The organism is Mesorhizobium sp. BR-1-1-10, assembly GCF_020165595.1.
GTDB lineage: Bacteria > Pseudomonadota > Alphaproteobacteria > Rhizobiales > Rhizobiaceae > Mesorhizobium > Mesorhizobium australicum.
This window is the reverse complement of record NZ_JAIUIL010000007.1, coordinates 352,112-370,084: the sequence shown is the minus strand read 5'-3', so window position 1 is coordinate 370,084 and position 17,973 is coordinate 352,112. Positions and strand designations below refer to the sequence as shown.

The window sequence follows — 17,973 nt, the reverse complement described above, 5'->3', positions numbered from 1 at the left end:
CATGAACGCAGCCGCTCCGCAGCCCAAGGAGAACATGGGTGCCCCGCTGCCGCGCATCGACGGGCGGCTGAAGGTGACCGGCCAGGCGAGTTATCCGGCGGACCTCGCGGCGGCCAATGTCGCCTATGGCGTGCTGGCCACCAGCAGTATCGCCAAGGGCACGGTGACGGCACTTCACCTGGACAATGCCCGAGCGGTGCCGGGCGTGCTCGACATCGTGACCTATGGCGACATGGACGCGGTGGACAAGCCGAAATTCGGCAATACCGCCGCCGCCTCGATCGCGCCGCTGCATGACCGGAAGGTCTTTCACGATGGGCAGATCATTGCCTTGGTGGTCGCCGAGACCTTCGAGGCCGCGGAGGAGGCCGCGCTGCTGATCCGCGCCGACTACGCCGAGGAGAAACCGAGTGCGGGCTTCGACAGCCCTGGAGCAACGACCATTGCCGCCGCGGGCAAAAGCCCGATGTTCAAGGAAGACGTCAAGGTCGGCGATTTCGATACTGCCTATGCCGCTGCTCCGGTCAGGATCGATGCACGCTATTCGACACCGACGCAGCACCACAATCCGATCGAACTGTTTTCGACGACGGCAATGTGGCAGGGCGATCAACTCACCATTCATGAGCCGTCCCAGAACGTCACCGGCTGGAAGGCCGAACTTGCCAGGCAGTTGAAGATCGATCCGGCGAAGGTTCGCATTGTCAGCCCATACATCGGCGGCGCATTCGGCTCGAAGGGACCGATGACGGCCCGCACGGCGATCGTCGCGGTTGCGGCAAGGCGTCTCGGCCGGCCGGTGCGTTGCGTGGTCAGCCGCATGCAGGCGTTTGGTACACAGACCTATCGCGCCGAGACCAGGCACCGGATCCGCATGGGCGCCGACAAGGACGGCCGCATAACCGCTTTCGCGCATGAGGGCTGGGAGGTGACATCGCGCCCCGATCCCTACGTGGTCGGGGGAACGTCGGCGACCGGCCGCATGTATGATTACGGCGCGGTGCTTACGCACGTGTCGCTGGTCCAGGCGGACCGCAACACGCCCGGCTACATGCGTTCGCCTCCCGAGACGCCTTACGTCTATGCGCTGGAGAACGCCATGGACGAGATGGCGGTGGCCCTGGCCATGGACCCGGTGGAGTTCCGAAGGGTGAACGAGCCAAAAGCCGAGCCGATCGGGAGAAAGCCGTTCTCGAGCCGCTCGCTGATGCAATGCTACGATCAGGCGGCGGACGCATTCGGCTGGACGAAGCGGGACGCCAAGGTCGGGTCGATGCACGACGGCGACTGGTTGATCGGCATGGGTTGCGCCACGGCGATCTATCCGACCTCGTCGGCTCCCTGCGCTGCGCGCGTATGGCTGACCGTCGACGGCGATGTGCGCGTCCAGAGCGGCTCGCATGAAATCGGCACCGGTGTGCGCACGGTCGCCGGCCAGATGGCAGCAGAGCGCCTCGGTGTCGCCATGGACAGGGTGAGCGTCGAGATGGGCGACAGCACCTTGCCCCCGGCGCCCGTGTCGGGAGGGTCTATCTCCACGGCAAGCGTCTGTTCGGCGGTGCTCAAGGCCTGCAACGCGATCAGGACGAAGCTGTTTGCCGCAGCGACCGGCGAAGGTGGTGCGCTTGCCGGCGCCCACCATGAGGAACTGGATATCCTCGATGGCAAAATCATTGCCAAGGGCGGCGCTTCGGCAAAGGTCGAGGACGTCTTGAAAACCATGCGGGTGGGGGCGATCGAGGAGTATGCCGAGTATGCGCCCAAGGGGGCGAGCCCCGAAGCGCTCAAGAAGCTCTATGCCGGCCAGCCGGAGTTTCACGGCGGCGAGCAGGACGAGGATTCGGTGAAATATGCATTCGGCGCGGAATTCGTCGAAGTTCGCATCAATCGCCTTACCAGGGAAATCCGCGTGCCGCGCATTGTCGGGGCCTTTGCCGCCGGCCGCATCATGAACACGCGCACGGCGCGCAGCCAACTGATGGGCGGAATGATCTGGGGCATCGGCCAGGCGCTGCATGAGGCGACCGAGGTCGACAGCCGCTATGCCCGCTACGTCAATCGAGATCTGCAGGACTACCTCGTGCCGGTCAATGCCGACATCAAGGATCTCCAGGTGATTCTGGTTCCGGAGATTGACCACGAGGTCAATCCGGCAGGCGTCAAAGGCCTCGGAGAACTGGGCAATGTCGGCACGGCGGCCGCCGTTGCCAGCGCGGTCTACCATGCGACTGGCAAACGCATCCGCGATCTTCCGATCAGGATCGAGCAGCTTATCGTCTGATCTGGCCTACCCCATGGGCGGTCCGATTCACGAAATATTACGTGAGGGAACGTCCTGGCCGCCAGCGTCTTTGACCCTTGAGGCGGTTGATCGCCTCGCATAACTCAAAGGAGAAGAAGATGCCCAATCAAGGTGGTAGCCATGAGCAACATGTGAAAGCAGGCCAGCAGAGCCACAAGAACATGGACGATAAGAACCGCCGTCAGCAACAGGCGGCCGGTGGCAACCATCGCCAACAAGGCGGCGACAGCGCCGGCACGACGCGTGGCGGAACCCATGAACAGCATGTGAGAGCTGGCGAGCAAAGCCACAAGAATCGCTAGCAAACCTGTGTGGCTCCGTGCCCGTCCCGAGCGCTCGGGACGGGCTCTGCATGCGACCGTGCTGGGCAGAGCCGACCCGCACAGTTCGCCGAAAGAGAGACAGATTTGATGCCCGATCCGAGAGAACCCGACCCCAACCGCGACGTACCCATGCCGGCTCCCAATTGGAAGCCCAAGCCGATCGGCGAACCGGAGCCGGAAGGATTACCCGATGAGGCGCCGTTACCCAATCCTGACGAGAACGAAGAGCCCCCAATGCACGCGGTCGGCTGAGCGGAATCCGCCCGTAGTTTGGTCACTCCTCGTCGAAGCGGCCGCCTTCCCTTGAAGGATCGCGTGACAGCACCGCTTCCTCCACATCGTCGGGCAATGCCTCGTCGCTTTCCTGGTAAGCGTTGTCGTCATCTTCCTCGGGCAATTCGCCGTCGGCCTCGTCTTCCACCTCGACGTCATCCGGAAGGATTTTCGCGCCTGCTAGCGCGTCCCAGTCCTGCTGCTCTACCGTGGGACCTTCAGTCTCCGTCGGGTCTTCCGTCTGAACTGCGGGTTGCTCTCTTTTGCGGGGGTCCATTGTCGTTCTCCGAAATCCGGGGAGTTTGCCCCGGATCGCCTGAAGCGCCCGGGGCAACAGCTCGCCAGCTAGGCGGCCTGTTCCAGGGCACGCTCGTTGACGCCACCCTCGCCAAGGCTGGAAAGTGCCTCGTCGGTCGCCGTCTCCTCCTCGAGAGTCTCGTTCAGGAGTTTGACCACGTCGCTCTTGCCGAGCTGTTCGGCCCAGGCGATCAGCGTCCCGTAGCGCGCGATCTCGTAGTGTTCGACGGCCTGCGCCGCTCCGACTAGCCCAGCATCCAGCGCGGGGTCGCCCTTGTATTCCTGGAGGATTTCCGAACCCTCCTCGATGATGCCGTCGATGGCCGGACAGGTCTTGCCGCGGGCCGGCTTGTCGAGGAGTTCGAAGATCTGTTCGAGGCGGTCGACCTGGCCCTCGGTTTCCTGCAGGTGTTTCTCGAATGCTGCCGAAACATCTTCGGATTCGGCGCCTTTTGCCATTTTCGGCAGCGCCTTCAGGATTTTCTTCTCGGCGTAGTAGATGTCCTTCAGCCCGTCGAGGAACAGGGCTTCAAGCCCTTTCGTTGCCGCTTTCTTCGCAGTCGCCATGATTGTCATCTCCAATTGTCGTGAAGCCCACCAGCGGTGTAGCTGGAGCACAACTTGCCGTGAGGAAGGTTGTTCCAGCCATCTCGCAAAGAGGCGACCGTTGCGTCGGCTCTCATCGCGACCGGGCTTCGCAAGCGCGTCCGCGGCACGAACTCCATCACTGGATCTGTTGCATGGTGCATTGACGCGGCGCCTTGTCCGGCCGCCAGCGCAACAGTTTGGTGCCATGCCGGAACCTGTCGCCGGTGACATGGTCGAAGCGGACCTCGACCACCAGTTCCGGCCGCAGGGGCTCCCATTCGCCGCTGCGCTGCGTGCTCCAGCGGCTAGGCCCGCCCGGCGCCTTGCCGGTGAAGCCGGGTCCGCCACGCAGCTTTTCCAGCTTTCGGGTGACGCCAGCCCGGTCATCCCTGCCGATGGTCGAGGTAAAGCCGACATGGTCGAGCTTGCCCCTATCATCGTAAAGGCCGAGCAGGAGCGAGCCGACCTCCTTGCTGCCGGTCAGATAGCGGAATCCTCCAACCACGCAGTCGGCCGTACGCAACCGTTTGACCTTGACCATCGCGCGTTCCCCTGGACGGTAGGGGTCGGCCAGCAATTTGGCGACCACGCCGTCGGTGGAACCATGACCGGCTTCCTCGAGCCAGCGTCTGGCGGCCGCCGGATCGGTCGTGCTGGGCGAGAGCCGCAAGCCAGGCTCGGCGTAGTCCTGAACGAAGCCCTCGATCGCCCGGCGTCGTTGCGACAACGGCTCGCCGAGCAGGATCGTGCCGCCCGGCGCGACCGGCATGTCGAACAGGATCAGCAGGGCAGGCGTTTGCGCGCTCAGCTTGCGGATGCGGCTTTCGGCTGGGTGAAGCCGCATCTGCAGCGCGTCGAAAGAAAGCTGGCCCTCGAGCTCGATGACGATCTCGCCATCGACCACGAAATTGCGGGCCTCGACTTGCCGCAGCATGGCGACGAGCTCCGGGAAGTAACGACCGAGCGGTTTGCCGGATTTGGCGCGCAAGTCGACATCCGTGTCGCCTTTGAAGGCGAGGCAGCGAAACCCGTCCCATTTGGGCTCGTATTGCCAAAAGCCTTCCCTATCCGGTAGAGCGTCGGCTGCCTTGGCCTCCATGGGGGGCGTGTTCAGGGGTAGGGCAAAGCTGTCCGTCATTGCCTTTCGTCGCTTTCTGGGGCACGCGCCAGCGGCGAAGCCCGCCAACCGACACCCGCGGCAGCTTCAGGCACCGAGATCGATCAAAGCCACGCCGAATTCGGCTCGCTTGCGGCGGCGCAGGTGACCCGGCGCTTCCACCACGGTGATTTCCAATGTCGGCCGAACGGTGCCTTCGAGCAGATGGCCGCCTTTGGTCGTGCCGTCGCTCAAGCCAAGCACCGCGTGGACATGAAGGCTCGGCTTGCCATCATCGCCCGTCGCGACATCACCGATCGCGCTCAGGACCTCGCATTGTTCGTCGATCGGGATTTTTCGATAGCTCTTCGCCTCCAGGTCGAACCAACCGACGGTGGCCCGTTGGAACGCGCCGATCGCCGTCAGGGAGGCGCTGCCGATCTTCTGCTCGACCGCGAAGCTGGTCAGTGCCGCGAACGCTTCCTCGCCCGGGTCGAGCACCACGACAAATGTCCGTTGGCCATTGGCCTCGTTGACGAGTCGCGATTTCATGCCGGCGTTCAATCCTCGCGGTCGGTCAGTGGGCGTGGTGTTCGGCGTTCCTCTTGCGGGTCGCCGCCGCCTTCTTTGCCGATTCGGACCGGCTGGCGGCCGATCGGGAAGCGGACGCCTTTCCGCCGCTTTTGCCGCCCTTGTGCGCCGCTGGGTGACCTGTGTGCTTGCCACGCCCGGAGCCGCCTTCCTTCTTGCCGCCACCATCGTCCTTGTTGACCGTCGCCCATGCGCGCCGCTCGGCTTCCTTGTCGGAGACGCCACGCTTCTCGTAGCCTTCGGCAATATGGTCGGCCTTGCGTTCCTGCTTGTCGGTGTATTTGGATTTATCGCCTCGGGGCATGATCGTTTCTCCTTCTCGATGGAGGTTGAACGCCAAGTCGGCGCCCGGGTTCCAATCGCGGTCAGCCTTGCCCGACACACCCTGTCGCGGGGCTGTTGCAACAAGGCAGGTTCAACCGATCGCGAACCTGACCACCGCCGCCAGGATCAGGATGCCGACCAGTCCTGCCACGAAAATGATCCGGCGCGTGCGGGTTCGCAGGATGATCTCGCCTTGCGAAGCCTGGCGCGCGGAGAAGACAGGTCCATTTTCGCCGCGTCCGTCTTTGTCGTCTTTGCCATGCCGGTCGTCGCTCATGACCGCCTCCTGTCGGGCTGTTACGCCTCTGGCGCCGTCGCGGGTGCCGTGTAGCGCCGCCGAACGGCATCGAGCACCCGTTTGCGGCTCTCGTCCGCCGAAAGCTTGCTGTCCTTTTCCGCCTCGGCGGTTTCGCGGGCGAGGTCCTTGTCCCTGATCTGGTGGCGGAACCATTTCGAATAGTCGCCCGCGCGCAAATGGAACTCCCAGGTCTTGTCGTCTATGCCTTCGGCCATCTGAGCAAAGATCATCAGATTATGGGCCCTGAGGTTCATCGCGTCGTCGGGACCGCGGAAATAGAAGCTGCCGGTCTCATCGAGTTGACCCTCGGCATATTTACGGCTGTGGCGCTTGAGCGACTGGCGAGGTTCTATGACCTTGACCGTCGTGAGTTTTTTGCGCGCCCCCGGCCGCCAGAACAGAACCCGATCGCCCTTGGGCGTGGGAATGTCCTTCGGCGGCTCGATGCCGGTCTCATGGCAGAAGGTCTTCACCACGTCCTTCGCCTTCGGGCCAAGGGCGATGACGGCCGTCATCAGGCGCAGGGCGTCGGTCGAAATCGCCTCGGGATGGACGGTGATCAGGATCGTGCCCGGCAGTTCCAGGGAGAGCACGGCGCGGGTGTCGTCGCGCCGCTTCGGAAGAAGATGGTGCGCTTCGTCGATGACCAGCCAATGCGGCCTTGCGGTGCGGCGGCGGAAACTGCCAAGGCCAGGCAGCAGGTCGGCAAAGAAGTCTGGCCGTTCGTTGACACGCAGCGCCAGCCCATTGACGACAACATTGCTGTCGGCCTTGGCGATCAGGTCGAGCACCTGCGCCTTTGTCGGCGCGCTCGATGCATCCCCCAGCCGAACGGCGCCCTCGAGGCCGTCATAGTCACCCTCCGGGTCGAAGACGCAAAACTGAAATTGGCTGTCGACGAAGCGTTCCGTCAGTGCGGTGGCCAAAGTGGATTTGCCGATGCCCGAACTGCCGGCGATGAGCACGCTTTCGGTCGGCGACAGATAGATGTCATCGCCACCGGACGATCCCAGAACAATCCCGCCATGACGCTTCGGCACGATCCCGTGGTCGCTTTTTATCAGCTTCGCGATCAGTTCCTCGACGCCTTTGCCGCGTGCGCCGCGCGTAACCAGGTCCGCGGTGCTTTTGACCGCGGGAATGGCATTGTCGACCGCAACGCTGCAGCCGCAGGCCTTCAGGAAGGCGTGATCGTTCTCGGCGTCGCCGATACCCACAACATTGTGCGGCGACAGGTGAAGGTCCTCGAGCGCGGCCGCCAGACCGGTGGCCTTGTTGACGCCGCTCGGCAGGATCATCACCGCGCCCTTGTTGAAGATGATTTCGAGTTCGAGCCCCATCTTCTTGATGACCTCGAGCACGGTCGCCTGATGCGGTTCCCAGGTGGCGACGATCGACCGTCCCACGGAAAGTGGCTTCACCCCCTGCTTTTTCAGCCTGGCGACGAATTCGGGCTCCGGCGATGGTGAGATCGCCCGCTCTTCCTCGCTGGCCGGTGTGTAGATCAGGGCGCCGTTTTCGGCGACGACCTTGTCGAACAGGCCGACATCGGGAAACACGCGCTTGAGGTCGGGCAACTCGCGGCCGGTGACCAGAAGCAGTTTACGTCCACTTTTCTTGAACCGCTCCAGTGCCGCGAGCGTCTTGTTGGAGACCGTCCCGTCATGTGCGAGGGTCCCGTCATAGTCGGTCGCCAGGGCAATGAAATACATTGCGCTGACCTCAGTAGCCGCCGACGATCGGCAGGATCTCGCCGGTGATGTAACTCGAACAGTGCGGGGAGGCGAGGAAAACATAGGCGGGAGCCAGTTCCTCCGGTTGGGCCGGCCGTTTCATCGGCGTGTCGGCGCCAAATTTCGAGACGTCGTCGGCTTCCTTGTCGGACGGATTGAGCGGTGTCCAAACCGGGCCAGGCGCGACCGCGTTCACCCTGATGCCCTTGGCGATGAGGTTGCCCGAAAGCGCGCGCGTGAAAGCATGGATGCCGCCCTTGGTCATCGAATAGTCGACCAGCTGCTTCGAGCCTTCTATGCCGGTAACCGAACCCGTGTTGACGATCGCCGAGCCCGGCTTCATGTGGGGCACGGCTTCCTGCGCCATATGGAAATAGCCATAGAGATTGGTCTTCAGCGTCGTGTCGAAATGTTCTTCGGTCAGGTCGCCGAAGTCGCTGGAATGGATCTGGAAGGCGGCGTTGTTGACCAGCACGTCGATGCGGCCGAATGTTTCGACCGTGGTCGCCACGGCATCGTGGCAGTCCTGGCGTTCACTGACGTCGGCCTTCAACAGGATGCAGCGTCGGCCTTCTTTTTCGACAGCGGATTTTGTCTCCTCGGCATCCCTGTCCTCGGCCAGGTAGACGACTGCGATGTCGGCGCCTTCGCGAGCGAACAAAACCGCGACCGCGCGGCCGATACCCGAATCGCCACCAGTGATGAGAGCCACCTTCCCTTCGAGTTTATTTGATCCGACATAGTAGGGTGCATCGTAGAGCGGAGCAGGCTCGATCGTCGCTTCATGCCCGGGTTTCGCCTGATGTTGCTTGGGGAAGGGCGGCTCGGGATAGGGGCGCGCGCCTGCCTGCATGGCGTGCTCCGCCTTTCCGTTGCGCTTCGATTTGTCCTTGGCATCGATCCCGCGCTGGATATGGCGCTGCTTGGCGACTTCACCGGCCGTTTGTGACTTCGTCTGCATGGTCGTCTCCTCGGCTGAAGAAAGTTCAACGCGCGGCAGACCGGCGGTCTGCGCGGCGCATGGCTTGTCAGAAGGTATCGCCCCCGTCCGCGTCAGTCCTTGACATAGGCGCCGGGTTGGCGGCCCGACCTTGGAGCCTTCGCGTCCTTCGAGTGCTCGGAGATCGCCGGGCCCGCGCCGGATGTCTTCTCCGTTGCGGGGCTGGGCGTCGCCTTGCGAGGCGGGTTCTGTCCTTCTGACTGGTGTGTCTCTTCATTTGTCTGATCCGCCGGTCGCGTAAGCCCCATTCCGCCTGCCGGCGGCTTGTTGCCCGCTGCGTCAACCGAGAAATCATCGTTCGGATCCGGGCCGGTCCTGGCGGGATACTTCCGTGCGCCCGTTTCATATTCGGTTCTGTCGCGTGCCATGGCTTCCTCCGTATTTGGCTGAACGGAAAACAGCCGCCGGGCGATCAGGTTCCGAACAAACGGTGATGGTCCCCCTTTTCGCCACCGGTCGCATCGCCCTTCGCGTGCGACGGCTGCCAAGTGCATCTGGATCGGGTGACGTCATCATCCGGCATGCAGGCGGGCGATCTGGCTCCCCGGGAGAAAAATCTTTTCCGATTTCCTCCCACGGCGACCGTGAATTCCTTTTGTTCGGCAGCAATGTCTATAAAAACTATGGACATTGGCAAACTGGTTCGAAAAGATCACAGGGCATCCATCATGACCAATCCGGCCATTGTCGGCTTCTCCGGCAATTTCACGCGGCCCTCCAAGACCCGTGGCTTCGTGGACCATATCGTGACGGAGATCGCCGGACGATACGGCCTCGCCGCCAGCACCCATGACATCGTCGATCTCGGTCCCAGCCTTGGCAATGCCAAAGCCACTCGGGACCTGGACGAGCAGGCCCGCGCCGTCCTCGAGCGGATCCTGACCGCCGATGTCCTGGTGGTCGGCTCGCCCACCTACAAAGGCAGCTATACCGGGCTGTTCAAGCATTTCTTCGATCTCGTCGATCCGGCGGCCCTCAGGGGCAAGCCGGTGCTGCTGGCGGCGACCGGCGGCGGCGATCGCCATGCATTGATCGTCGAGCATCAGCTGCGGCCGCTGTTCGGCTTTTTCGAAGCCTTTGCGCTGCCGACGGCCATATACGCCTCGGAGAAAGATTTCGCTGATGGCGTGCTGGCATCCGAAGCGATCCAGACCCGCATTGGCCTCGCCGTGGACGATGTCGGTCTGGCGCTCTTCGGCCGGCAGCGCGCCAGGATAGCCGCCGAGTAGCGTGCTCGGAACATATCCCGCTCCGACCGCTGGCGCGCTGAGGCGCTTGGCTGAAGCCCGGCCGTTGAACGCGCCTGCGCGCCGCAGGGCTACCTGCAGTGCACCGGTCGCAATCAGCGGGCGCTGATGCTCCGCATGCATGGACGACCACGCCCGAAGATTGTCCGATGCCAAGACCGGAGCATAGCGGCGTGCTCTTCCGTTATCGGCCGAACCGGTCCTTCACCCGGCCCGAAAGGATCGCCGCCCTGACGCCAAGCGGCCAGAAGCGGTGGAGCCGGATTGGCTTCAGCCCCGATATCGGCATCGGGAAGGCAGTGATCTCGTCGCCGCGAAGGCGGTTTGCCAGCGCATTGCCCATCGCCGAGGCCATGGCAACACCGCGGCCATTGTAGCCAAGGCAGATCAGCACGCCGTCTTCCGGCTCGTGAACGTGTAGAAGATGGTCCTTGGTGACCGCGACCCGGCCGTTCCAGCCATGTGTCCACCCCGCTCCAGCAAGCGCCGGCCAGAGCCGTAGCGCATAGTCGGTGAGATAGCGGATGGCGGAAGCATCGCCGATGGGCCTCATCGGTCCCCGTCCGCCCATGAGGAGCCGGTTCTGGACGTCGATGCGGTAATAGACGGTGATGTTGCCGGCTTCGTAGACGACCGGCCTTTCGGGAAGAATTGCGGCCGCGACCGTGGGCGACAGCGGTTCGGTCGCTGCGATGGCGCTGAACACCGGAACCAGCGACTGCTCCAGGCCAGGCCACAAGTTTCCCGTGTAGCCGTTCGTCGCCACAAGGACCTTCTCGGCGCTGACGGATCCGTTTGCGGTCTCGAGGAGCCAGCGCCCGGCCTGCCTGCTGAGCGAGAGAACCTCGCTGCCGCCAAATATCCGCGCGCCGGCCTTCCGCGCGGCGGCCGCCAGGCCAAGCGCATATTTCAAGGGATGGAGGTCGCCGCCGCGAGCATCGAACATGCCGAACATGTATCTGTCCGTGCCGGTTCGCGCCGCCATCGCTTTTGCGTCAAGCAAGCCGACCGGCATCCCCCGCCGCTCGCATTGGTTGGCCGTGGCCCGCACCGCGGCTGCCGGCTGCGGCCGGATGGCCGCGCGTATGGTGCCGTTCTGCCGGACCTCGCAATCGATCGACAGGCGCTTGATGAGGCTGAAGGTGAAATCCGGAGCACCGTAGGAGAAGTCGATCATCCGCGACCCCAGCTCGGGGCCGAACATGGCTTCGATCGTGTCGGGATCGTATTTGAGGCCGGGATTGACCTGGCCGCCATTCCTGCCCGAGGCTCCCCATCCCGGCTGATAGGCCTCGAGCACGCAGACGTCGTCGCCGGCTTCCGCCAGATGCAAGGCAGTCGACAGGCCGGTCAAGCCAGCGCCGACAATGGCGACCCTTGCCCGCTGCGCGCCGGCAAGGGAGGGGTAGTTGCCGGTGCCGCCAGCGGTATCGCGATAGAGGCTCCGGGGCGGGCTGCTTTCGTTCATGGACGAGGCTCTCACGACAAGGCGGCCGGCTCGAGGGCACGATAGCTTTCAATGGCCGATATCCCGCACGCGCGGCAGACCCAGACTTTCATGTCGGGTACGCCAGGCAATTCTGCTTGCTTTCGGGAGGTCACGACATTTGCGACAGGGCTGCCGCCCGTGGCATCTCGTATGAAGAGCCAACTACGCGATCCCGGTGCGGCGGCTGACGTCTCGTTATCGCAATCAGCTTTGTTTGTATATGCTTGTATATGTAAGTCGATCTGGTAGTCTCTGGGCTATGGAGCGGCCAAGGAGGATCACATGCGCGACGCTTCTCTTTTCGACCTCTCCGGCAGGAAGGCGCTTGTCACCGGCGCCAGCCGTGGCATTGGCCGCAGCATCGCCGGGGCGCTGAGCGCGGCCGGCGCCGACGTCGCGGTCACGGCGCGTAGCCTGGACTCGCTTGACGAGACGACGGCGGCCATCCGCGCGGCCGGCGGGGTTGCGCACGCCATTGCGCTTGACGTGACGGATGTCGACCAGTGCCGCACGGCCATCGCCGAGGCAGCCCGCCTGCTTGGCGGCTTCGACATTCTCGTCAACAATGCCGGAGTGGAAGAGGTCCGGCCCTCGCTCGACGTTGACGAGCCGCTGTGGGACCGGATCGTCGATACCAATCTCAAAGGGGCGTTCTTCTGCGCCCAGGCGGCGGCACGGCAGATGCGGGACGCCGGGCGGCCCGGCGCCATCATCAACCTCTGCTCGTTGACTTCAGAAGTCGGCATTCCAACGGCTGTGCCATACGGCTCGTCCAAGTCGGGCCTGCTTGGCATGACCCGGGCGCTGGCAGCGGAATGGGCGCAGCTTGGCATCAGGGTCAACGCCATCGCCCCCGGCTATTTCAGGACGGCGATGACGGAGGTGTTCTACGCCAACGAGGCGTGGCGACAATCCATGCTGGCCAAGATCCCGCAGCATCGTTTCGGCGATCTGCGCGATCTGCACGGCGTCGTCGTGTTCCTTGCCTCGGATGCCTCAGCCTACATTACCGGCCAGTCCATTCCGGTGGATGGCGGTTTCCTCGCATCGATCTGAGGCGGCTCGCGCAGATTCGAGAACAAAGTCTTCCGCAATGTGACTGGCCGGCACATTGCTCTGAACAGAAGGAGCACCCATGTCCGACATCAGCTTCCACGATCTATCATCCCTCGATGCCACGCAACGGGCCGGTCTGCTGAAACGCGCCGAGGGCGATCTGTCGGCCTTCGTCGAAAAGGTCCGTCCGATCATCCAGGCCGTCAGGGAAGAGGGTGACGCCGCCTTGATCCGCTTCGCCAGGGAGTTCGACAAGGCCAATGTGAGGGAAGGCGGACTGAAAGTGTCGGAAGCGGAGTTCGATGCGGCCTTCGACAAGGTCGAGAAGGAAGTCGTGGAGAGCATTAGGTTCGGCATCGAGAATATCAGGCATTTTCATGAAGAGCAGAAGCCGGAGACCATGTGGCTCAAGGAGATCCGGCCGGGCGCCTATGCCGGCGACCGGTATACGCCGATCGCATCGGTCGCGCTCTACGTGCCGCGCGGCAAGGGCGCCTTTCCGTCGGTGACGATGATGACGTCGGTTCCGGCTGTCATTGCCGGCGTGCCGCGGATCGCAATCGTGACGCCGCCAACCTCGGATGGTTCGGTGGACGCGGCGACGCTGGTCGCCGCTCGCCTTGCTGGCGTCGGGACCGTCTACAAATGCGGCGGTGCTCAAGCCGTTGCCGCCATCGCCTACGGCACCGAGACGGTGAAGCCTGCGCTCAAGATCGTCGGCCCGGGCAGTCCCTGGGTGGTGGCGGCCAAGAGCGTGCTGTCCTCGATCATCAATACGGGCCTCCCGGCCGGACCGTCGGAAGCCATCATCTTTGCCGACGACAGCGTCGACGGAGGCCTTGCCGCGCTCGACCTGCTGATCGAAGCCGAGCACGGGCCGGATTCTTCAGCCTATCTGGTGACGCACAGCCGCAAGGTCGCCGAGGCAGCCCTTGCTGCACTTCCCGACCACTGGTCGCGGATGACCGAACAGCGTGTGGAATTCTCGCGCGCGGTGCTGACCGGAAAGCGCGGCGGCATCGTGCTGACGGCGTCGCTGGAGGAAAGCTATCGCTTCATCAACGACTACGCGCCCGAACATCTGGAAATCCTGTCGAAGGAGCCGTTCGCGCATCTCGGCCACATCACCGAGGCGGCCGAAATCCTCATGGGCCCGCATACGCCGGTGACCCTTGCCAACTTCGTCCTCGGGCCGAATGCGGTGCTGCCGACCAGCCGCTGGGCGCGAACCTACGGGCCGCTTTCGGTGACGGATTTCGTCAAGCGCTCTTCGGTCGGCTATGTCACCTCGGCCGCGTATCCGGAACTGGCGCAGCATGCCCGCAGGCTCGCCCGCTACGAGGGCTTCAGCTCGCACGAAAACGCGGTCTCGGAGATCCGCGACCGCTATCTCGCCGGCTGAGCGGAGACGATCGCGATGAAGGCGGCACGACTTTATGGACCGGGCGACCTGCGCGTCGAGGACATCGCCGCGCCAGGCATTCCCGATGCCGGCTGGGTAAAGCTCAGGGTCGATGCCGCCGGCATCTGCGGTTCGGACCTGCACAATTTCCGCACCGGCCAATGGATAAGCCGGGCGCCCTCGACGGCGGGCCACGAGTTGACCGGCACGGTGATCGCGCTGGGCGAGGGCGTCGATACCATTGCCGTCGGCGACAGGGTCGTCGCCGATTCCCGTTTCTGGTGCGGAGACTGCGCGCAATGCCGTGCCGGCAAGCGGCATCTCTGCGCTGCGCTGGGCTTCGTCGGCGAAATCTGCGACGGCGGCTTTGCAGAACAGGCGGTGTTGCCCGCACGTCTGCTGCATGTAATCGATGCGAGCCTTGACGAGCGCGTCGCGGCGATGGCCGAGCCGCTTGCCGTCGCGCTGCACGCGGTGCGGCGTCTGCCGAAGACGGTAGGTTCGGTTCTGGTCGTCGGCTGCGGGCCGATCGGCGGTCTTGCCGCGCTGTTGCTTTCGCGAACCTTCGCGGGCACGGTGCTTGTCGCCGACCGCAACCAGGCGCGCTGCGCCCGCGTGGCGCGAGTGACGGGCGCCACGATCGTCGATCTCGACCGCGAGGCCATTGCAGCCGCGACCGCCAGCGCCCCGCTGCTGGCGGCCGTCGAGGCGACCGGCAGCATCGCGGCGTTCAGCCAGTTGCTCGGCGTTCTCGATCCTGGTGGCGCGATAGCGATGGTCGGCATCTTCCATGGCCGCCTCGACATCGACCCCAATGTTCTTGTCGAACGCGAGATCGCGTTGCTCGGATGCCATGCTTTCGCGGACGAATTGCCAGACGCTGTCCGGATGCTGGGTGAGCTGAGTGAACCGCTGCTGGCCCTGGTCGATTGCGAGATCGGTCTGGACGACATCCCAGCCGCCTATGAGCGGCTGTTGGCGGGAAGCAGCGATGGCTTGAAAACAATCATCCGCATGCGGCAACCTGCCGGAAAGGATTTTTGAAATGATCGATTTGCCCGACACGGCAAGCCCCCTCTACGAGAAGGTGAAGGACTATATCCTGACCAATATCGGGACGGGCCGGTGGGGCAAGGACCGCAAGCTGCCGTCCGAGAATGAGCTGGTGGCGTCACTGGGCGTGTCGCGGATGACGGTCCACCGGGCTCTGCGGGAGCTGACCTCGGCGGGATTCCTGATCCGGCTGCAGGGTGTGGGAACATTCATCGCGCCGCCCCGGCCGCAGTCGACGCTGATCGAGATCAACAATATCGCTGCGGAGATCGTCGAGCGCGGCAACAGCCACCGCTCCGAAGTCCTCGTTCTCGAAACGATGATGCCGACCAAGGAACTGGCACTTTCGTTCGAGTTTGCGAAGCGGGTTTCGATCTATCACTCCGTCGTCGTCAATTTCGAGAACGACTTGCCGGTGCAACTGGAGGAGCGTTTCGTCAATCCGGGCCTGATCCCCGACTACGACAAGCAGGACTTCACCAAGACAGCGACCTATGACTACCTGATGCAGAAGACGCCGGTGACCGAGGTCGAGCATATCATCTCCGCCATCCCGGCCGACAAGGAGGCCGCACAGCATCTCGGCATCGATGTCGGCAGTTGCTGCCTTCTCCTGCATCGCCGGACATGGACGGGGGCCATCGTGGCCACGATCAGCAAGCTGACCTATGCCGGCAGCCGCTACTCGCTCGGCAGCCGCTACTCGCCTTCCAAAGCGAGCTGAAGGCGACGGGAGCGAGCTGAAGGCGACGGGCCAATGCAAGCCGCCGAGCTGGATCAACCTGAAATTTGAGTCTCTCCAACTTGTATATGCATGTATGTATTTCAGCCTTGACATCCGCTGCCGCTGCCGCTGAAATATGTCAGCGCTTCAACCATGAAGTGGCGGGCAAGACGCCGAGGCACAGTGCCGCAAGAGCAGAACCCCGCAGTCTCACCAGACCGGATGCCTGGGTAAAAAGCGGTCTGATCATCAAGGGGAACGAAAGATGACGCTTAACCTAGCAGGACAATTTCGCGCGCTCGTGATGGCCGCCGCGATCGGGCTCGCCACCGCCCCGGTGGCCCACGCAGCCGATGCTGCCATCCCGACGACACCTGAAGCTGGATCGTTCAAGATAGGCATCGAGCCCTGGCTTGGATATGGTCAATGGCACGTCGCCGAGGCCAAGGGACTGTTCAAGACAAACGGTCTGTCGGACGTCCAGATCGTCAACTTTGCCGAGGACAAGGACATCAACGCGGCGCTCGCAAGCGGCCAGCTCGACGCCGCCAACATCGCCACCCACACGGCGATGGGCATGGTTGCGGCCGGTCTGCCGGTGAAGATCGTGCTGCTGCTCGATGTCTCCATGACCGCCGACGCCATCGTCGCCGGCAAGGATGTCACCTCCATCGCCGATCTCAAGGGCAAGCAGGTCGCTTTCGAGGAAGGCACGACGAGCGACATCCTGCTCAAATACGCGCTCGCCAGGAACGGCATGTCGGTCGCCGATATCCAGCCGGTTCCGATGCCTGCCGCCGACGCCGGCGGCGCCCTGATCGCGGGCCAGGTGCCGGTCGCGGTCACCTACGAGCCGTACCTCACTGTCGCCATGGCGCAGAACAAGGACGTCAAGCTGCTGTTCACCGCCGGCGAGGATCCCGGCCTGATCAGCGACGTGCTGGTGGTGCGTGACGAGGTGATCAAATCGCGACCCGGCCAGGTGCTGGCCATGATCAAGAGCTGGGACGCCGCGCTCAAGGATTATAACGCCGACACCCCCGGCGGCCGCGCCATCATCGCCAAGGCGGTCGGTTCCGACGTCAAGGATCTCAACACCGCTTTCGACGGGGTGCGCTACTATTCGCTCGCCGAAAACAAGACGGCGCTCACCGGCGAGTTTACCACCAAGACATTCGCCGATGTCGAAGCGGCCGCCAAGAACGCCAAGCTTCTGCAGGCCGATGTGACGCCGGAGCAGATGATCGATCCGTCCTTCGTCAAGGCGGCGCAGTGACGAGATCCGGATCGCGGTGGTAACGCGGATGTCCGGGGAGCCTCCCGCGAAAACCGGCTTGGCCCGCCCGGCACGAGCGCCCGCCGCAACACAGGCAAGGCGACGCCGATCCTCTGGGATCGGCGTGCCCATCGCCCGGTCGCGTTTCCTTGCGATAGCGGTGGCCGTCTTTGTTGGCCTTGGCCTTGCCTGGTGGGCAGCGACCGGGCTGGGATGGGTGAAACCCATCTTCCTGCCGTCGCCGGGCAGCGTTGCGACCCAGATCGCCAAGCTCGCCGCCGACGGCACCTTGTGGCTCGACCTCAGGGCTTCGATGTACCGCATTTCCATCGGCTTCCTCCTCGCCTCGGCACTGTCCATACCGATCGGCGTGCTGATCGGCAGTTTCCGTTCCTGGGAGGCGGCCATCGAGCCGCTGGTCGATTTCATCCGCTACATGCCGGTTGTCGCCTTCGTGCCGCTCTCCATCCTGTGGGCCGGCACCGGAGATACCCAGAAATTCCTGATCATCTTCATCGGCACTTTCTTCCAGCAGGTGCTGATGATCATGGACAATGTGAAACGGGTTCCCGCCGACTTCATCGGCCTTGGGCGCACGCTCGGCCTGCCGGACCGCAAGATCCTGACGCGCATCGTCGTTCCCAGCGCCTTGCCGGGCATCTGGGACACGCTGCGCATCAGCCTTGGCTGGGCATGGACCTGGCTGGTGCTGGCCGAACTCGTCGCTGCGACATCCGGCCTCGGCTATCGCATCACCGTGTCGCAGCGCTATTTCCAGACAAACACCATCATCGGCTACATCCTGCTCTTGGGCGTGCTTGGCCTCATCACCGATCAGGTCATGAAGGCCCTGGAGAAGGTGCTGTTTCGGCAGGAAGGCCACCAGCAATGAGGAACCGCC

General features: G+C 63.6%; 18 protein-coding genes. 9 read left to right on the top strand and 9 right to left on the bottom strand.

The features are described 5' to 3' along the window. Position 1: 1 nt before the first annotated feature. The gene (locus tag LB555_RS18015; RefSeq protein ID WP_224683397.1) at positions 2–2,281 is read left to right on the top strand and encodes a xanthine dehydrogenase family protein molybdopterin-binding subunit; all 2,280 of its coding nucleotides are present in this window, start codon (positions 2–4) and stop codon (positions 2,279–2,281) included. A 119-nt stretch (positions 2,282–2,400) separates the two neighbouring features. Beyond that, positions 2,401–2,604 (top strand): hypothetical protein, encoded by a 204-nt coding sequence (locus LB555_RS18010; RefSeq protein WP_224683396.1) that lies wholly within the window; start codon positions 2,401–2,403, stop codon positions 2,602–2,604. Positions 2,605–2,899: 295 nt separating this feature from the next. Here LB555_RS18010 and LB555_RS18005 read toward each other — a convergent pair whose 3' ends face one another. From LB555_RS18005 to LB555_RS17970, 8 genes are all read right to left on the bottom strand, one after another. Continuing rightward, positions 2,900–3,175, bottom strand: a complete 276-nt coding sequence (locus LB555_RS18005) for a hypothetical protein (protein WP_015319109.1) — start codon at positions 3,173–3,175, stop codon at positions 2,900–2,902. A 68-nt stretch (positions 3,176–3,243) separates the two neighbouring features. Continuing rightward, positions 3,244–3,762, bottom strand: coding sequence for a ferritin-like domain-containing protein (locus LB555_RS18000; RefSeq protein WP_015319108.1), 519 nt, complete (start codon positions 3,760–3,762; stop codon positions 3,244–3,246). A 157-nt stretch (positions 3,763–3,919) separates the two neighbouring features. Next, entirely contained in the window at positions 3,920–4,921 is a 1,002-nt protein-coding gene (locus tag LB555_RS17995; RefSeq protein ID WP_224595363.1) for an ATP-dependent DNA ligase, read from the bottom strand. A 66-nt stretch (positions 4,922–4,987) separates the two neighbouring features. Then, positions 4,988–5,431 carry a PPC domain-containing DNA-binding protein gene (locus LB555_RS17990; protein ID WP_015319106.1) on the bottom strand — a complete coding sequence of 148 codons (444 nt, stop codon included), beginning with the start codon at positions 5,429–5,431 and terminating at the stop codon, positions 4,988–4,990. Between the two features lie 25 nt (positions 5,432–5,456). Continuing rightward, on the bottom strand, positions 5,457–5,774 hold the full coding sequence (locus LB555_RS17985; RefSeq protein WP_015319105.1) for a hypothetical protein: 318 nt from the start codon (positions 5,772–5,774) through the stop codon (positions 5,457–5,459). Between the two features lie 111 nt (positions 5,775–5,885). After that, complete coding sequence (locus LB555_RS17980) at positions 5,886–6,071, bottom strand: hypothetical protein (RefSeq protein ID WP_140617515.1); 186 nt, start codon at positions 6,069–6,071, stop codon at positions 5,886–5,888. Between the two features lie 20 nt (positions 6,072–6,091). Then, positions 6,092–7,804, bottom strand: a complete 1,713-nt coding sequence (locus tag LB555_RS17975) for an HAD-IIB family hydrolase (protein ID WP_140661608.1) — start codon at positions 7,802–7,804, stop codon at positions 6,092–6,094. Between the two features lie 10 nt (positions 7,805–7,814). Beyond that, entirely contained in the window at positions 7,815–8,786 is a 972-nt protein-coding gene (locus LB555_RS17970) for an SDR family oxidoreductase (protein WP_140617513.1), read from the bottom strand. Positions 8,787–9,493: 707 nt separating this feature from the next. Between LB555_RS17970 and msuE the strand changes: the two genes are divergently transcribed. After that, positions 9,494–10,054: an FMN reductase gene (msuE, locus tag LB555_RS17965; RefSeq protein ID WP_015319100.1), complete on the top strand. Its 561-nt coding sequence runs from the start codon at positions 9,494–9,496 to the stop codon at positions 10,052–10,054. A 202-nt stretch (positions 10,055–10,256) separates the two neighbouring features. On the opposite strand, the gene LB555_RS17960 is transcribed toward msuE, so the two are convergent. Further along, positions 10,257–11,540 carry an NAD(P)/FAD-dependent oxidoreductase gene (locus LB555_RS17960; RefSeq protein WP_224683395.1) on the bottom strand — a complete coding sequence of 428 codons (1,284 nt, stop codon included), beginning with the start codon at positions 11,538–11,540 and terminating at the stop codon, positions 10,257–10,259. A gap of 303 nt (positions 11,541–11,843) precedes the next feature. On the opposite strand from LB555_RS17960, the gene LB555_RS17955 reads away from it, so the two are divergent. The 6 genes from LB555_RS17955 to LB555_RS17930 all read left to right on the top strand — a co-directional run bounded on the left by LB555_RS17955 (position 11,844) and on the right by LB555_RS17930 (position 17,964). Continuing rightward, positions 11,844–12,617, top strand: a complete 774-nt coding sequence (locus tag LB555_RS17955; protein ID WP_224683394.1) for an SDR family NAD(P)-dependent oxidoreductase — start codon at positions 11,844–11,846, stop codon at positions 12,615–12,617. A 79-nt stretch (positions 12,618–12,696) separates the two neighbouring features. After that, positions 12,697–14,019: a histidinol dehydrogenase gene (gene hisD, locus LB555_RS17950; protein ID WP_140617510.1), complete on the top strand. Its 1,323-nt coding sequence runs from the start codon at positions 12,697–12,699 to the stop codon at positions 14,017–14,019. A gap of 15 nt (positions 14,020–14,034) precedes the next feature. Next, entirely contained in the window at positions 14,035–15,063 is a 1,029-nt protein-coding gene (locus LB555_RS17945; protein WP_140791507.1) for a zinc-dependent alcohol dehydrogenase, read from the top strand. A 1-nt stretch (position 15,064) separates the two neighbouring features. Next, positions 15,065–15,796: a histidine utilization repressor gene (hutC, locus tag LB555_RS17940; protein WP_015319095.1), complete on the top strand. Its 732-nt coding sequence runs from the start codon at positions 15,065–15,067 to the stop codon at positions 15,794–15,796. A gap of 265 nt (positions 15,797–16,061) precedes the next feature. Next, positions 16,062–17,072 (top strand): ABC transporter substrate-binding protein, encoded by a 1,011-nt coding sequence (locus LB555_RS17935; protein ID WP_140617507.1) that lies wholly within the window; start codon positions 16,062–16,064, stop codon positions 17,070–17,072. Between the two features lie 28 nt (positions 17,073–17,100). Beyond that, a complete protein-coding gene (locus LB555_RS17930) occupies positions 17,101–17,964 on the top strand; it encodes an ABC transporter permease (protein ID WP_041163526.1) in 864 nt (287 codons plus the stop codon). The last annotated feature ends 9 nt before the right edge of the window (positions 17,965–17,973 follow it).

Coding starts and splice junctions, on each gene's coding strand:
- LB555_RS18015 (WP_224683397.1), top strand. CDS start 2: ATGAACGCAGCCGCTCCGCAGCCCAAGGAGAACATGGGTGCCCCGCTG.
- LB555_RS18010 (WP_224683396.1), top strand. CDS start 2,401: ATGCCCAATCAAGGTGGTAGCCATGAGCAACATGTGAAAGCAGGCCAG.
- LB555_RS18005 (WP_015319109.1), bottom strand. CDS start 3,175: ATGGACCCCCGCAAAAGAGAGCAACCCGCAGTTCAGACGGAAGACCCG.
- LB555_RS18000 (WP_015319108.1), bottom strand. CDS start 3,762: ATGGCGACTGCGAAGAAAGCGGCAACGAAAGGGCTTGAAGCCCTGTTC.
- LB555_RS17995 (WP_224595363.1), bottom strand. CDS start 4,921: ATGACGGACAGCTTTGCCCTACCCCTGAACACGCCCCCCATGGAGGCC.
- LB555_RS17990 (WP_015319106.1), bottom strand. CDS start 5,431: ATGAAATCGCGACTCGTCAACGAGGCCAATGGCCAACGGACATTTGTC.
- LB555_RS17985 (WP_015319105.1), bottom strand. CDS start 5,774: ATGCCCCGAGGCGATAAATCCAAATACACCGACAAGCAGGAACGCAAG.
- LB555_RS17980 (WP_140617515.1), bottom strand. CDS start 6,071: ATGAGCGACGACCGGCATGGCAAAGACGACAAAGACGGACGCGGCGAA.
- LB555_RS17975 (WP_140661608.1), bottom strand. CDS start 7,804: ATGTATTTCATTGCCCTGGCGACCGACTATGACGGGACCCTCGCACAT.
- LB555_RS17970 (WP_140617513.1), bottom strand. CDS start 8,786: ATGCAGACGAAGTCACAAACGGCCGGTGAAGTCGCCAAGCAGCGCCAT.
- msuE (WP_015319100.1), top strand. CDS start 9,494: ATGACCAATCCGGCCATTGTCGGCTTCTCCGGCAATTTCACGCGGCCC.
- LB555_RS17960 (WP_224683395.1), bottom strand. CDS start 11,540: ATGAACGAAAGCAGCCCGCCCCGGAGCCTCTATCGCGATACCGCTGGC.
- LB555_RS17955 (WP_224683394.1), top strand. CDS start 11,844: ATGCGCGACGCTTCTCTTTTCGACCTCTCCGGCAGGAAGGCGCTTGTC.
- hisD (WP_140617510.1), top strand. CDS start 12,697: ATGTCCGACATCAGCTTCCACGATCTATCATCCCTCGATGCCACGCAA.
- LB555_RS17945 (WP_140791507.1), top strand. CDS start 14,035: ATGAAGGCGGCACGACTTTATGGACCGGGCGACCTGCGCGTCGAGGAC.
- hutC (WP_015319095.1), top strand. CDS start 15,065: ATGATCGATTTGCCCGACACGGCAAGCCCCCTCTACGAGAAGGTGAAG.
- LB555_RS17935 (WP_140617507.1), top strand. CDS start 16,062: ATGACGCTTAACCTAGCAGGACAATTTCGCGCGCTCGTGATGGCCGCC.
- LB555_RS17930 (WP_041163526.1), top strand. CDS start 17,101: ATGTCCGGGGAGCCTCCCGCGAAAACCGGCTTGGCCCGCCCGGCACGA.